This is a genomic window from Brevibacterium sp. GP-SGM9, assembly GCF_047300845.1.
In the GTDB taxonomy this organism is placed as follows: domain Bacteria; phylum Actinomycetota; class Actinomycetes; order Actinomycetales; family Brevibacteriaceae; genus Brevibacterium.
On sequence record NZ_CP178563.1, the window covers coordinates 2,037,014 to 2,049,884 of the forward strand.

At 66.1% G+C, this 12,871-nt stretch carries 10 protein-coding genes; 6 read left to right on the plus strand and 4 right to left on the minus strand.

Going from position 1 to position 12,871, the window contains the following annotated elements:
• The first annotated feature begins 83 nt into the window (after window positions 1–83).
• The 3 genes from ACH82I_RS09210 (at window position 84) to ACH82I_RS09220 (ending at window position 4,178) form a co-directional block, all read left to right on the plus strand.
• Window positions 84–1,526 carry a lipase family protein gene (locus tag ACH82I_RS09210; RefSeq protein ID WP_413332037.1) on the plus strand — a complete coding sequence of 481 codons (1,443 nt, stop codon included), beginning with the start codon at window positions 84–86 and terminating at the stop codon, window positions 1,524–1,526.
• A gap of 232 nt (window positions 1,527–1,758) precedes the next feature.
• Complete coding sequence (locus tag ACH82I_RS09215; protein ID WP_413332039.1) at window positions 1,759–3,234, plus strand: Nramp family divalent metal transporter; 1,476 nt, start codon at window positions 1,759–1,761, stop codon at window positions 3,232–3,234.
• Window positions 3,234–4,178: a phosphoglycerate dehydrogenase gene (locus ACH82I_RS09220; RefSeq protein ID WP_413332041.1), complete on the plus strand. Its 945-nt coding sequence runs from the start codon at window positions 3,234–3,236 to the stop codon at window positions 4,176–4,178. The genes ACH82I_RS09215 and ACH82I_RS09220 overlap by 1 nt, the downstream gene beginning before the upstream one ends.
• A 159-nt stretch (window positions 4,179–4,337) precedes the next feature.
• Here the strand turns inward: ACH82I_RS09220 and ACH82I_RS09225 are convergent, their stop codons facing one another.
• Both ACH82I_RS09225 and ACH82I_RS09230 read right to left on the minus strand, forming a co-directional pair.
• A complete protein-coding gene (locus ACH82I_RS09225) occupies window positions 4,338–5,231 on the minus strand; it encodes a dihydrodipicolinate synthase family protein (protein ID WP_413332043.1) in 894 nt (297 codons plus the stop codon).
• A gap of 95 nt (window positions 5,232–5,326) precedes the next feature.
• The gene (locus tag ACH82I_RS09230) at window positions 5,327–6,307 is read right to left on the minus strand and encodes an aldo/keto reductase (RefSeq protein ID WP_413332045.1); all 981 of its coding nucleotides are present in this window, start codon (window positions 6,305–6,307) and stop codon (window positions 5,327–5,329) included.
• Window positions 6,308–6,459: 152 nt separating this feature from the next.
• Between ACH82I_RS09230 and ACH82I_RS09235 the strand changes: the two genes are divergently transcribed.
• The 3 genes from ACH82I_RS09235 to ACH82I_RS09245 all read left to right on the plus strand — a co-directional run bounded on the left by ACH82I_RS09235 (window position 6,460) and on the right by ACH82I_RS09245 (window position 9,939).
• Window positions 6,460–7,866 carry a four-carbon acid sugar kinase family protein gene (locus ACH82I_RS09235; RefSeq protein ID WP_413332047.1) on the plus strand — a complete coding sequence of 469 codons (1,407 nt, stop codon included), beginning with the start codon at window positions 6,460–6,462 and terminating at the stop codon, window positions 7,864–7,866.
• A complete protein-coding gene (gene pdxA / locus ACH82I_RS09240; RefSeq protein ID WP_413332049.1) occupies window positions 7,863–8,858 on the plus strand; it encodes a 4-hydroxythreonine-4-phosphate dehydrogenase PdxA in 996 nt (331 codons plus the stop codon). Before ACH82I_RS09235 ends, pdxA begins: the two co-directional genes overlap by 4 nt.
• Before the next feature lie 307 nt (window positions 8,859–9,165).
• Window positions 9,166–9,939 carry a DeoR/GlpR family DNA-binding transcription regulator gene (locus ACH82I_RS09245; protein ID WP_413332051.1) on the plus strand — a complete coding sequence of 258 codons (774 nt, stop codon included), beginning with the start codon at window positions 9,166–9,168 and terminating at the stop codon, window positions 9,937–9,939.
• 36 nt (window positions 9,940–9,975) lie between these two features.
• Here ACH82I_RS09245 and ACH82I_RS09250 read toward each other — a convergent pair whose 3' ends face one another.
• Both ACH82I_RS09250 and ACH82I_RS09255 read right to left on the minus strand, forming a co-directional pair.
• Window positions 9,976–11,145: a sialidase family protein gene (locus ACH82I_RS09250; RefSeq protein WP_413332053.1), complete on the minus strand. Its 1,170-nt coding sequence runs from the start codon at window positions 11,143–11,145 to the stop codon at window positions 9,976–9,978.
• Window positions 11,146–11,249: 104 nt separating this feature from the next.
• Window positions 11,250–12,623 carry an Nramp family divalent metal transporter gene (locus tag ACH82I_RS09255; RefSeq protein WP_230748506.1) on the minus strand — a complete coding sequence of 458 codons (1,374 nt, stop codon included), beginning with the start codon at window positions 12,621–12,623 and terminating at the stop codon, window positions 11,250–11,252.
• Window positions 12,624–12,871 lie beyond the last annotated feature (248 nt).

Here is a 12,871-nt window from a genome sequence, read left to right on the forward strand (position 1 = left end):
CCCTCGTCAGACCGGTCTGCGACACGATAACTGTCCGCGCACTCTCACCGCCGAGACACCCGACAGAGCAGGATGACACGCATATGAGCAAGCACCGATACGGAACGCTTCCACCACTTCGCCAAATCACCGCAGCCAGCGCCGCAGCCCTCGCCGGACTGGCACTGACGATGGGCACAGCTGCCGCCCCCGCCCAGGCACAGGACCTGGTCCCCCAGACCGACACTGAGGCCGAAAGCCTGGTCAAAGACCGTGAAGCCGAGGACTCAAGCTCCCTGAACAGGAGCAACGTCCCCGAGAGTGTGAGCGTCGAGCAGGCCAAGAAGATCGTCGACAAGTCCAACGAGATCACAACCTCCGATGTCGAGTACGCCGCCACGCTCGAGGACCTGCCCGCGTCCGGAGTCCCGGAGGACTTCTACACGACTCCCGCGGCCCTCCCCGACGAGGACGGTGCCGTCGTCAAGCAGACGCCGTCGACGTTCTACCTCGACCCCGCGAAGCTCGTCGAGCACAGCGCCACCTCCGAGACGTTCATGTACAAAACCACCGATGAGAAGGGCAATGCGAGGGCCGCCACCGCCACGCTCCTCACCCCCAAGGGTGCCAGCGGCGATGCCGATGATGCCGTCGTCATCTCGCCCGGCACCCAGGGCATCGCGGACAAGTGCGCCCCCAGCCGGCAGATGGCCATGGGCACCGAGTACGAGGGCATCTCCGTCACCTCGGCGCTGGCGGCGAAGCACCCGGTCATCGTCGTCGACTACGTCGGTCTCGGCACCGAGGGCGCGCACCGCTACCTCAACCGCGTCGAAGAGGGCCGATCGGTCCTCGACGCTGCGAAGGCGGTCCAGAACGTCGAGGGAAGCTCGATCACTGCCGACACGAAGCTGCAGCTGCGCGGCTATTCGCAGGGCGGGCACGCCACCACGGCGGCCCTGGAGCTCAAGGACGACTGGGCACCTGAGCTCAATGTCACGTCCGCCTCGGCGGGTGCTGTGCCCACGGACCTGTACGAGACCGTGTCTCAGCTCTCGAGTCCCTATTCGGCATTCGCTCTGTACGGAGTTGACTCGTTTGCCGGACAGACCGGCGCGGATCTGTCCGAGTTCCTCAATCAGAAGGGCCTCGATGTCGTCGAGAAGACTTCGAACCAGTGCACCATCGAAGCCACTCTGTCCACCGCCCTCCTCGATACGTCCACACTGACGAAGCACGGCCAGACCTTCGCCGAGATCGTCGAAGAGAACTTCATGTCAGTCGCAGAGAAACAGCGGTTGGGCAAGGCCGAGGTCCCCGTCATCCCACTGCTCGTCAATCACAGTCGACTCGATGACGTGGTGCCCTTCTCGCAGGGCAAGGAACTTGCCGCCACGTGGTGCAGGGCCGGCCACAAGGTCGCGCTCGAGGACAACCTCGGCCCGACTCACATCGGCGGCTACATTGCATCCGTGCCGCGCATCGAAGCGTTCACCTCGCGGACCTTCGCCGGCAAGGCGCCGCTCGACAGCTGCTGGAGGCTGTGAGGGTCGACCAGCCGGACCCGACACAATGCGGCACCGCTCGTCATTCGACGGGCGGTGCCGCTTTTGTCGATGGGGCCATTTCCTTCGCCGCTACCCGATATGCGCATTGCATGCACACTAGTTGCGCAAATCACGCAGCAGTGACAGAATCAAGTCTGATCCTGCGGTTGACTGCGCACTCTGCGCCACTCACCGCCCCAGCAGCATGGCATTTCGCGCAAGGGAGCCGAGAATGAGTACGAGTCGAACAGTCGGAGACGAACACGGCGACGAAATCGCCGACGGCGCTCTCGCCGCTCCCGCGTCCCACACCTCGCACCACAATGACGATCCCTATCATCTGGATCCGCGCGACGTGCTCGAACCCCCGACGACCTTCGCCGGCAAACTGAAGTATCTCGGTCCCGGGCTCGTCATCTCCGCCGCGGTCATCGGCTCGGGCGAGCTCATCACCACGACCGCCCTCGGCGCCAAGGCCGGCTTCGTGCTGCTCTGGCTCGTCATCATCTCGACCGCGGTCAAGGTCTGGGTCCAGCTCGAACTCGCCCAGTGGACGATCCTCTCCGGCAAACCCGCGCTCGAGGGATACGCGCACGTCGGTCCGCGTCTGATCGGCCGTGCCGGTTGGATCAACCTGCTGTGGATCCTCATGGACTTCGCCAAGGTCCTCCAGCGCGGAGGAATCATCGGCGGTGCCGTCGCCTCGCTGTCGATCATGCTCCCGGTCTTCGGCGAGCCGCTCTCATCGCCCTCACTCATCTTCTGGACGATCGTCTCCCTCGCCGTCGTCATCTCCCTGTTGGTGACGAACAAGTACAGCATCGTCGAGAAGTTCTCCGTCAGTGCCGTCATCATCTTCACCGTCTCCACTGTCGGGCTCGCCGTCGCCCTGCCATTCACGGACTTCGCCTACACCTCGGCGGATGTCATCGAAGGTCTGACCTTCGCAATCCCCGCAGGCACACTCGGCTTCGCCGTGGCCATGTTCGGCATCACCGGAGTCGGCGCCGACGAGATGACCACCTACACCTACTGGTGCCTCGAGAAGGGCTACGCCCGCTACACCGGACCGAACGACGGCACAGAGGAGCGCGCCCGCCGCGCCCGCGGATGGATCTCCGTCATGCGCACCGACGTCCTGGTCTCCTGGATCGTCTCGACGGTGTGCACGATGTCCTTCTATGTCATCGGCGCCGCGATCCTCCACCCGCAGGGACTCGTCCCCGAGGGCAACGACATGATCACCACACTGTCGTCGATGTACTCCTCGGTGATGGGCGAGACCGGCCACTGGATCTTCCTCATCGGCGCTTTCGCGGTCCTGTTCTCGACCTTCATCGCCTCCTCGGCCAGCGTTCCCCGTTTGTGGACGAACACGGTGTCCATCCTCGGCGCCTTCGACTGGACGAATGTGCGCACCCGCTCGCGGATCATCCGCGTCCTCACCATCGTCTTTCCCATCATCTGGGCGCTGAGCTACCTCATCATCCAATCGCCGGTGATCATGGTCCAGATCGGCGGCGTCGCCAGCGGCGTCTTCCTCGTCGCCGTGGTCATCGCCGTCTGGTACCTTCGCTCCCGAGAGGTGCCCACAGAGTTCAAGTCCAATCACTTCTTCACCGTGATGCTCGTCTTCGCCTCGCTGGCCATCGGCCTGCTGGGCATCTACACGGTGTTCGAGACCTTCGGAATCGAGATCGGAGCCTGATGCGCCTGCGAGTCCTCACCCCTTCCTTCGGCAAGCACTCGACCGCGCCTCGGGCGCGTGCCGCCGAGCTCGGCCTCGACCTCGAGGACCGAACCGAGAACCATCCCAAGTCCGGCTCTGAGCTCATCTCCGCTCTGTCCGGCGCCGAGGCGGTTCTCGTCGGTCTCGACCGCATCGACGCCGAGGTGCTCGCCGCCTGCCCCGAACTCAAGGTCGTGGCCAAGCACGGGGCCGGGGTCGACAACATCGACCTCGAAGCAGCGGCAGCCGCCGGGGTGACCGTGGTGAACACTCCCGGTGCCAACGCCGAATCCGTCGCCGACCTCACCCTCGGCCTCCTCCTCGTGGGCGCCCGCCGCATCCGCGAGGCCGAGGACTCGCTGCGTTCCGGTGAATGGGGCGTCTTCTTCGGCACTCAGCTCTCGGGCAAACAGCTGGGCATCCTCGGGTTCGGGCGGATCGGCCGGGAGGTGGCCAAGCGGGCTGCCGGGTTCGACCTGCGCATCGCCGCCTATGATCCCTTCGTCCCCGACGATGCCATCGCCGAGGCGGGGGCCACACCGATGTCCCTCGCCGAGGTGGTGGCCGGGTCCGATTTCCTCACCCTGCACCTGCCCGGAGGAGACGAGCCCCTGCTGTCGGCCGAGCTCATCACGTCGATGCCCGAAGGGGCCGGACTCATCAATGCCGCCCGAGGCGGGCTCGTCGACGAAACGGCATTGGCCGAAGCGCTGGTCACGGGACGCCTGGCCTTCGCGGCCCTGGATGCCTTTGCCTCGGAGCCTCCGAGTCCCGATGACCCGCTGCTGGCCGCACCGAACCTCATCGCCACTCCGCACATCGGGGCGTACTCGGACATTGCGAATGCGAACATGGGCACCTGGGCGGTCGAGGACGTTGTCCGCGTGCTGGAGGGTCAGGAGCCGCGCTTCCCCGTGAAGTGACTGTGCGAAAGACCTAACGCAGGCCGAACGATGGCTGCGCGAGCACCTCGCCTCGACAAAACAGGCCCACGGCGAACCGAATTCAGCGCGCTGGGTGGACGTTTTGGGCCGATCCGCCACAAGCAGATCGGCCCAAAACGTCCACTGGACTCGACTCGATCAAGCCAGGCCCCGCTCCACATCAGCCTGGACCGTCTCCTCGACCTTCGCCTTCGCTTCGTCCGAGAGCGCGTTGAACGGGGCACGCGCCGGACCCAGACCGAATCCACGCGCATTGGCCGCATGCTTGACCACGGTGTTGGGATTGCCGAGGGCCAGGCAGTTGCGGATGGGACGGATGCTGTCCTGTGCCGTTCGAGCCGCCTCGACGTCGCCGGCGGCGAAGAGGTCATAGATCGAAGCCATGGTCTCGGGGTAGATATTCGCGATCCCGCTGATCCCGCCCGCTCCCCCGGCGATGAGGGTCCACAGGATGAGGGAGTCGTTGCCGGAGATGACGTCGAAGCTCTCCCGGTCGGTGCGCTCGAGGTACTGCAGGATCGTGTCGAAGTTGCCGCTCGAATCCTTCACTCCGGTGATGTTGTCCACCTCGGCGAGCTTCTCCAAGGTCGCCGGGGCCACAGCGTTGCCTGTGCGCGCCGGGATGTTGTAGACGATGACCGGAACCTCGACGGAATCCGCGACGGCGCGGAAGTGGTTCTCGATCTCCGTCTGCGAGGCGGCAGCGAAGAACGGGGTGATGATCGACAGGGCGTCGGCACCGGCCGCAGCTGCGTCCTGTGCGACGCTGATCGTCTCACGTGTGGTGGCGGCTCCGGCACCGATGACGACGGGCACCTGGCCGGCCACCTCGTCGATGACCATGCGTGCCGCCTCGGCGCGCTCGGCCGCGGACTGGGCGTAGAACTCGCCGTTCGTCCCGAGGGCGAAGATGCCGTGGATGCCGGCCTCGAGCTGACGTCGCACATGAGCGCGCAGGGCCGTTTCGACGATCTGTTCGTCATCGTCGAACGGGGTGGCGACGGCGGCGAGGATTCCTCTGATGGAGGACATGGGCATTCCCTTCGTGGTGTTCTCGGTGTTCGTCATGCTCGTGCGCTTCGGCGGTCCGGTGGTCTTTGTCCCGGCCGCCGAGGCGGAGGTTGCGGTCAGCGGTTGTATTTGGGTTGGGATCCGCGCACCGAGGCGGTCGCCTCGTCGATGGCGGCGAGCACGTCCTCGGGCAGCGGGCCCTTGGCGACGGCGGCGATGTTCGCCTCGAGCTGCGCAACGCGGCTGGCCCCCAAGAGCAGGGAGTCGATGCCCTCGGCCCCGGCCACCCAGCGCAGGGCCAGCTCGGCCTGGGGAATCCCGGCGTCCGCGGCCACGGCGGCGAAGGCCTCGACGGCGGCCAGGACCGAATCCGAGAGATAGCGCTGCGAGTACATCTGAGCGAGCACCGACCCGGTGAAGCGATCGGGGGTGCCTTCGGTCGACGGGCGCCTGGCCAGCAGTCCCCCGGCGAGCGGGTTGTAGGCCATGGTCGCAATCCCATGAGTCGCACCGCATTCGAGCCATTCGTCCTCGATCTGCCGGGCGAGGACGCTGTAGACGTTCTGTGCGACGACGGGCTTCGGAGCACCGGCACGTTCGGCGGCGGCGATCACGTCGACTGCCTGCCAAGCGGCGAAATTCGAGATGCCCAAGGCAGTGATCTTGCCTTCCGCGCGCAGCGCCGCGACGGTCTCGAGCGTCTCGTCGAGAGAGGCGGCACGATCGGGCTGGTGCAGGTAGAACAGATCGACGGACTCGACATCGAGGCGACGCAGCGAACCCTCGACGCTCGCGCGCAGGCCAGCGGCCGAGAGCGGCGAGTGATCTCCGGCATCCGCATGCGGCATGCCAGCCTTGGTGGCGAGCACGATGTTCTCGCGATGCTTCTTCACCAGCCGGGAGATGAGCCCTTCGGTGGTCGACTTCGCATAGCCGTTGGCGGTGTCGATGCCGGTGATGCCGGCGGCGAGCGCCGCCTCGATGACCTCGTGGGCGGTGCGCTCGTCGACCGTGTCTCCGAAGGTCATGGTGCCCAGGACCAGCGGGGTCAGTGGGACGGAGACTCCGTCGATGGAGAGATTCTTCTCAGCGGTCATACGGTCTCCTCGTTGAGTGAGTCGGCGGTCGAATCAGGTGGTGCGTCTTCGAGAATCTTCCCACTTATGCGCGCAACGTGCAACAACTTGCGTATTTCGCGCAATCATGGAAACCTGGTATCCGAATCACCGATCGGACCCGAAGGAGTGGCATGACAACCGTCGACTCCGGTCTGCTCATCCTCGCCGATGACCTCAGCGGCGCGGCAGAGGCCGCAGCCACTTTGGGATCGGCAGTGCGCATCCATCTCTGTGGGTCCGCGAACAACGGCTCGAGCGACACACTCGACCTCGCCGTCGATCTCGACTGCCGATACCTCTCCCCCGCGCAGGCATCTCTGCGGGCGAAGCAGGCCCTGGAAGCGCATCGAGCGGCTCAACGCTCTACCGGCGATCGCCGCAAGACGCTGATCAAGATCGACTCGCTGCTGCGCGGCAATGTTCCCGCACTGATCGAGGCTGCTCTCGAGTCGACGGACGCCCCGGTGATCCTCGCACCGGCGCTGCCGCAGCTGAACCGCACCATCGTCGACGGTGCTCCGATCGTCGACGGGGTCCGCCTCGCCGAGACCGATGCCTGGAGCGTCGAAGACTCACCGGCGCCGGAATCCCTGCGCGACCTCTGCCCGCAGCCCACACTCCATCTGACTCTCGACCGGCTGCGCACCGCGACGCCCGAGGAACTCCTCGACGTCAGCCGCGACGGCCGGCTCATCATCGCCGATGCCGAGTCGATGTCCGACATCGCCGCGATCGTCGACCTCGCCGTCTCGCTCGAGGCGACCGTGGTCGGCACCGCCGCGCTGGCCCGGGCCTTTGCCACGAAGCGAACCATTTCGCCCTCATCCACTGCCGGCTCGCCGCGGTCAGCCTCTTCCAGCTCGCCCCGGCCGGCCTCCTCCAGCGTCCTCACCGTGCTCGGCACCGCCGCCGAGCGAACGCGAGCACAGGTCGAGGACCTCCGGGAACACGTCACGGTCGAGGTCATCGACCTGCCCGCCTCGGCGCTGTCCTCGTGGACGACCGAGTGCGCCGCCCTGCAGGAGGCCGCTGACCGCGTACGCGCGGGCTTGGCAGCCGGCCATGTCGTCGTGCGCATCGCCGACGACGGTCGAACCATCGACCCCCGGCCGCTGCCCGGTCTGCTCGCGGAGCTGACCGCGCGGGTGCTCGCCGCCCGGCCGGACCAGCTCCCGGCGTCCGAACCGGAACCAGCCCTCACCACTTCCGGACCGCCGGCCGGTTCCGCCGACGTTCCAATCGAGCACAGCGAACTCTGGCCGGTGGACCTCGTCGCTTCCGGAGGCGAGACGGCCCGGGCCGTGCTCGACCGCCTCGGCGTCGGAGCCCTCGACGTGACCGGGGAGATCCATCCGGGGGCGGTGCTGTCCGAGGTCACAGCAGCCTCGGCGGGAATCGCACCTCGACTCAACCGCGTCGTGACTCGACCGGGCAACCAGGGCGAGGTCTCGTCGCTGACCCTCATCCACGAAGTTCTGACCGGAGTCGGGCTCCCGCAGCCCGCCGCGACTCCGGGAACCACGAAGGAGAATGAATGAACTCGCTTCCCACGGTCGCCGTCACCATGGGCGACGGCGCAGGCGTCGGTCCGGAGATCTGCATCGCGGCCTGCCTCGACCCTTCGGTGCTGGAGGTGGCCGATCCGGTGGTCATCGGAGATGCCGCGCGACTGCGGCAAGCCGCCGAGGTGCTCGGCGTGGACGCTGAGATCCGCGTCGTTGCGGCCCCGACAGAGGCCAAACACGGCACCGGCATCATCAACGTCTTCGACCTCGACCTGCTGCCGGCGGACCTCCCCTGGGGCGAACTCTCCCCCATCGCCGGGGATGCTGCCTTCCGCTACATCGAACGGGCGGCGAGCCTGGCGATGTCCGGCGAGGTCCAGGCGATCTGCACGGCACCGCTGAACAAGGAGGCCCTGCACGCGGCCGGCCACAAGTACCCCGGCCACACCGAGATGCTCGCCTCCCTCACCGACACCGAGGAGGTGTCGATGATGCTGTCGTCACCGAAGCTGCGCGTCATCCACGTCACGACCCACATCGGGCTCATCGATGCCGTCGCCAAGATCGAACCCGGTCTCGTCGAGCGCACGGTCCGCCGCGGCAACGATGCGCTCATCCGCGCCGGGATCGCGGCGCCCCACATCGGCGTCTGCGCGATCAATCCCCATGCGGGAGAGAACGGCCTCTTCGGCTACGGAGAGGAAGAGGAGAAGATCGTGCCCGCCATTGAGACGCTCAAGGCCGACGGGATCGACGCCACCGGCCCGCTGCCGGCCGACACCGCCTTCTTCCTCGCCGGTCGCGGCGACTACGACCTCATCGTCGCGATGTACCACGATCAGGGACATGGGCCGATCAAGGTCCTCGGCATCGACGCCGGAGTCAACATCACCGTCGGCCTGCCCGTCATCCGCACCTCCGTCGACCACGGCACGGCGTTCGACATCGCCGGCACCGGCAAAGTCGACACCGAATCGATGAGCGAGGCGATGCGGCAGGCCGCCGCGCTGGCCTCGGTCGACTGAGTCCACCCCCGCCGAGGTGGGCCCTCGAGTGCGAGGGCGAGCTCGGCAGCGGCGGTCGCGGGGTCCGCGAGCGGCCGCGAGGTTCGCGAGCGGCCACAGGGTTCGCAGGGTCCGCCAGCTGGGTCCGCCCACGGGACGGGAACGCGGCTCGCACGGGCGTTCGCGTCGTTTCGCGATACAGTGACGGCACGACGGCGCATCGAGGCGCCGCACGAGAAATCCCCTGACGGGACGCAGAACAGCACGGCACGATCAACCGGCCTCAGAGGTCGCGTGATCGTCGCCGGACGAACGAGCCGGGAGAGAGATGAACGCACGCGATAGGCGCGAAGAGATCGTCCAGCTGGCAAGGACGAAGGGCGAGATGAGCGTCGAGACGCTATCCGAGATGCTCGGCGTCACCGCTTCGACGATCCGCCGCGATCTGGCCCGGCTGACAGATTCCGGCGATCTCGCGCGCACCTACGGCGGAGTGATCGCCGTGGCCGCTCAGGCCGAGACCACACTCGACGAACGCTCTCACGAAGTCCCCGAGGTGAAACGAGCGCTGGGAGCGTGGTGCGCCGGTCAGGTTCCGGCCGGCTCGCACGTCCTCCTCGACGCCGGCAGCACCACCGCGCAGATCGCGCGGTCCCTGCGCGGGACGACGCCGCTCTCGGTCGTCTCGACCGGTCTCACCCCGTTACAGCAGCTCTCCGACGTCGAGGATGTGGAGTTCACCCTCCTCGGCGGTCGTTTCCGGCCTCTCAGCCAGGGCTTCATCGGTCCGGTCACCGAGGCTGGGCTGGAGAGGTTCACCTTCGACTTCGCCTTCCTCGGCGCCGACGCCGTGACCGCGGAGGATGGGGTGTGCGAGGCTTCGGTCGAGCAGGTGCGTCTCAAGGAGCTGATGAGCCGCCGTGCCGCGCACGTCTTTGTGGTGGCCCATGCCGCCAAGGTCGGGCAGCGGCCCTTCCATGCTTGGGCCGATCTCGGGGGCGGTTGGACGCTCGTCACCGATTCTGCGGTCACCGACGATCAGATCGCACCGTTCGAGGCGCGGGGCATCACCGTGGTCAGGGTCGATGCCGAGGGCCTTTGAGCCGCCTCGGACTGAGCCCGTACCTCGGCGCCGGGGTCAGCCCCAGAGCTTGCAGTCGGTGTGCACCTGATCTTCCACGCCGGAGATCCAGTCCTCGGCGAAGACGACATGGCGGATCGCGCGGCGGGAGCTGTAGGCGTAGACGACGTGGATGAGTCCGTCGGCGTCGACGACTCCATGCGGGTATTCCTGTCGGCGATTGCTGCGGAGGTTGCCGTCGCCGGCGAAGCCGTCGCCGGCCTCGATCACGCGACGCACCGGCCACGAACGTCCCTCGTCGGCGGACACGGCGATGACGATGCGCATGCGCTCGTAGGGCCAGACGACCTCACCGGGACCCTGCGCCGCTTGGTGTTCGTTCGACACCAGCGCGAGCCTTCCCGAGGGCAGGAGAAACGCGCTGAGACCGGCGTTGTTATTGGGAATCTCCGTTGCTGACGGTTCCGTCCATGTGCGTCCGCCGTCTTCGGAGCGGCTGAGGTAGACCCAGTCGGCGAAGCGCGAGCGGAACAGGCAGACCAGTCGGCCCGGCTCGAGCTCGACGACATTGGGGTGGACTCGGCCGGCGCTGTTCGGAAGATCGATCTGCTCCCAGGTCTCGCCGCTGTCGGAGGAGAGCTGCAGCACCGGCAGGTCCGAGCCGTTCTTCGTGTCATCGTCGAAGCACAGCCACTGCGGGTGCACCCAGGTTCCGTCGCTGAGGACCTGGATCGGCTGCCGAGCGAAAGTGCCCTCACGGGAGAAGAGGGTCTCCGGATCGGACCATGTCTGCCCCTGATCGGCGGAGCGGACGACCTTGATCACGGAGGTGTGCTGCAGATTGAAGGTCTCCGGAACTCCGGACTGCCGCGAGAGCTGGGAGGTGTAGACCAGCCACACCTGCCCATCCGGTGCCTCGAACAGGCCGGGGTTCTGGGCGGAGCGGATCTCGTCGTGGGTGACTGCCGCCGCTTCTGACCAGGTGCCGGAGGCCTGGTCGAAGGCGGAGACGAGGATGTCGATGTCTTTGTTTCCCTCGTCGCTGCCGCCGAACCAGGCCGTCAGCAGGCCACCGCTGCGAAGCGCCAGGATCGAGGGAGCATGATTCGAGCGACGATCCGTCGGGATCACCGCGGCAGCTTCGCCGGAGTCCTCGAAGACTCGCAGGCGACCGTCGGCCGGAACCGGGGCGATGTGGTCGAGTGACGGATTCGAGAGCAGGTTCATGTCTCACTCCTGTGGTGCTGTGATGGTTGCTTGTGACGTCGGTCGTGTCTCGCACCGGTCATGTGCGGCGCTGGTCGCATGTCCTCATGGGCGCCGAGCGTGACTCACCCGAAGGCCGTGGCGAACATGGCCGGAATCTGCAGTGCGATCTGTACACCGACGATGATGGCGATGAGGCCGAGGACGGCCAGCAGAATAGTCTGCCACACCCGGTTCACACCGTAGTTCGTCATGTGCTTCTTCCGCGAGGTGAGCAGGAGGATGCAGACGACGATGATCGGCAGGCTCAGCACCGTCGAGATCGCGGTGCCGACGATATTCAGGGAGATTAGATCTGGTGCGCCGGGAATTGTGGAGACCAGGGGCACGATGATGAAGACGATGGCCTGGATCCAGCGGAAAGCCGGGTTCTCCTCGTCGCGGCCGAGGTATCGACGCATCGACGGCACAGTGTGGTTGATGCCGTTGATGGCCAGCTGGGCGAAGCCGCGAGACTGCGGTGGGAAGCTCGTCATCGCTGCGAAGAAGATGCACATCCACAGCAGGAAGGGACCGACCGGCCCGACTGCGACGGTGAGCATATGCGAGAGGTCGTACTCATCGCCGATCGAGAACCCCGGGTTGCCGGAGCGGAACTCAGCCGCGACGATCCAGAAGAGCAGGTTGATGATGAGCAGAGGGGCCATGCCGACGATGAGGTCGAACTGCTGGAGCTTCCTGTATTTCGGGCCGATCCAACCCTTGTCGCGCATGAATCCCGAATACAGGAGGTTGGGCATATTGCCGGCGATCGTGCCGATGGTCGCCGAGGCGATGACGATCGGAGCGAAGGCCGAGGTGTTCTGCTCCTTGGGAATCTCGAAGGCCAGGCCTTGGAAGAAGCCGGCGATGTCGAAGGTGCCGATCTGGATGAGCGCGTAGACGAAGGCCGCGATCATGGCGACCGAGGCGAAACGGGCGAAGTACTCGAGCACGGTGAACTGTTTGCGCAGCATCACCAGGGTGAGTGTGAGCGCCACGATGATCACGGCACAGATGAAGCGACCCCAACCACCTCCCCATTCGCCGCCGGTGAGCTCGTGAAGGCCCGTGGCCGCCGCGAGAACGAAGGTCGCCTGGGTGATGAAGCCCGCGATGAGGACGACCGCAGCCATGACACCGGGGAGGATCGGCGAGAGCCGCGCGAAGCCGTCGAGGATCTGGGTGTCCCCGTGCTTGTTCATCAGCGTGTACTTGGCGATCGACGAGATGATGAACGTGCGGGCAACGAGCGAGAGGACCAAGGTCCACAGGAGCGCGTAGCCGTACGAAGCACCCGAGACCGACGAGCTGACGAGGTCGCCCGTGCCGAGGAACGACATGGCGAGAACGAGTCCCGGACCCACCGAGGTGATCAGTGAGAGTCCGCGCGGGATGGGCACCTGCTCGGGTTTGGCCGAAGCGGAATGCTGAGTGGGGCTATGGACGTCACTGGCCATGTCGTACGCTCCGATTGCTGATTGACTATGTGGAGGTGTCCACAGCGTCGTGCATTCACGACATTGTGCCACCGGCTGTTTCTCTGTTGCCTTCTGCGTGATTTACGTAATCAGTGAAACACATATTGCGTGTTTCGCGCAGATGCTGTGTCCAAATCATAGGACGACGGAACGGTTCGCGCAATACCGTGGCAGAGTGGATACGTTGGCATCGGCAGCGCAGACCTCCGAGCGCAATGTCGCTGCCG

Excerpts from the sequence above, each read along its gene's own strand:
- ACH82I_RS09210 (WP_413332037.1), top strand. The coding sequence starts at position 84 with ATGAGCAAGCACCGATACGGAACGCTTCCACCACTTCGCCAAATCACC.
- ACH82I_RS09215 (WP_413332039.1), top strand. The coding sequence starts at position 1,759 with ATGAGTACGAGTCGAACAGTCGGAGACGAACACGGCGACGAAATCGCC.
- ACH82I_RS09220 (WP_413332041.1), top strand. The coding sequence starts at position 3,234 with ATGCGCCTGCGAGTCCTCACCCCTTCCTTCGGCAAGCACTCGACCGCG.
- ACH82I_RS09225 (WP_413332043.1), bottom strand. The coding sequence starts at position 5,231 with ATGTCCTCCATCAGAGGAATCCTCGCCGCCGTCGCCACCCCGTTCGAC.
- ACH82I_RS09230 (WP_413332045.1), bottom strand. The coding sequence starts at position 6,307 with ATGACCGCTGAGAAGAATCTCTCCATCGACGGAGTCTCCGTCCCACTG.
- ACH82I_RS09235 (WP_413332047.1), top strand. The coding sequence starts at position 6,460 with ATGACAACCGTCGACTCCGGTCTGCTCATCCTCGCCGATGACCTCAGC.
- pdxA (WP_413332049.1), top strand. The coding sequence starts at position 7,863 with ATGAACTCGCTTCCCACGGTCGCCGTCACCATGGGCGACGGCGCAGGC.
- ACH82I_RS09245 (WP_413332051.1), top strand. The coding sequence starts at position 9,166 with ATGAACGCACGCGATAGGCGCGAAGAGATCGTCCAGCTGGCAAGGACG.
- ACH82I_RS09250 (WP_413332053.1), bottom strand. The coding sequence starts at position 11,145 with ATGAACCTGCTCTCGAATCCGTCACTCGACCACATCGCCCCGGTTCCG.
- ACH82I_RS09255 (WP_230748506.1), bottom strand. The coding sequence starts at position 12,623 with ATGGCCAGTGACGTCCATAGCCCCACTCAGCATTCCGCTTCGGCCAAA.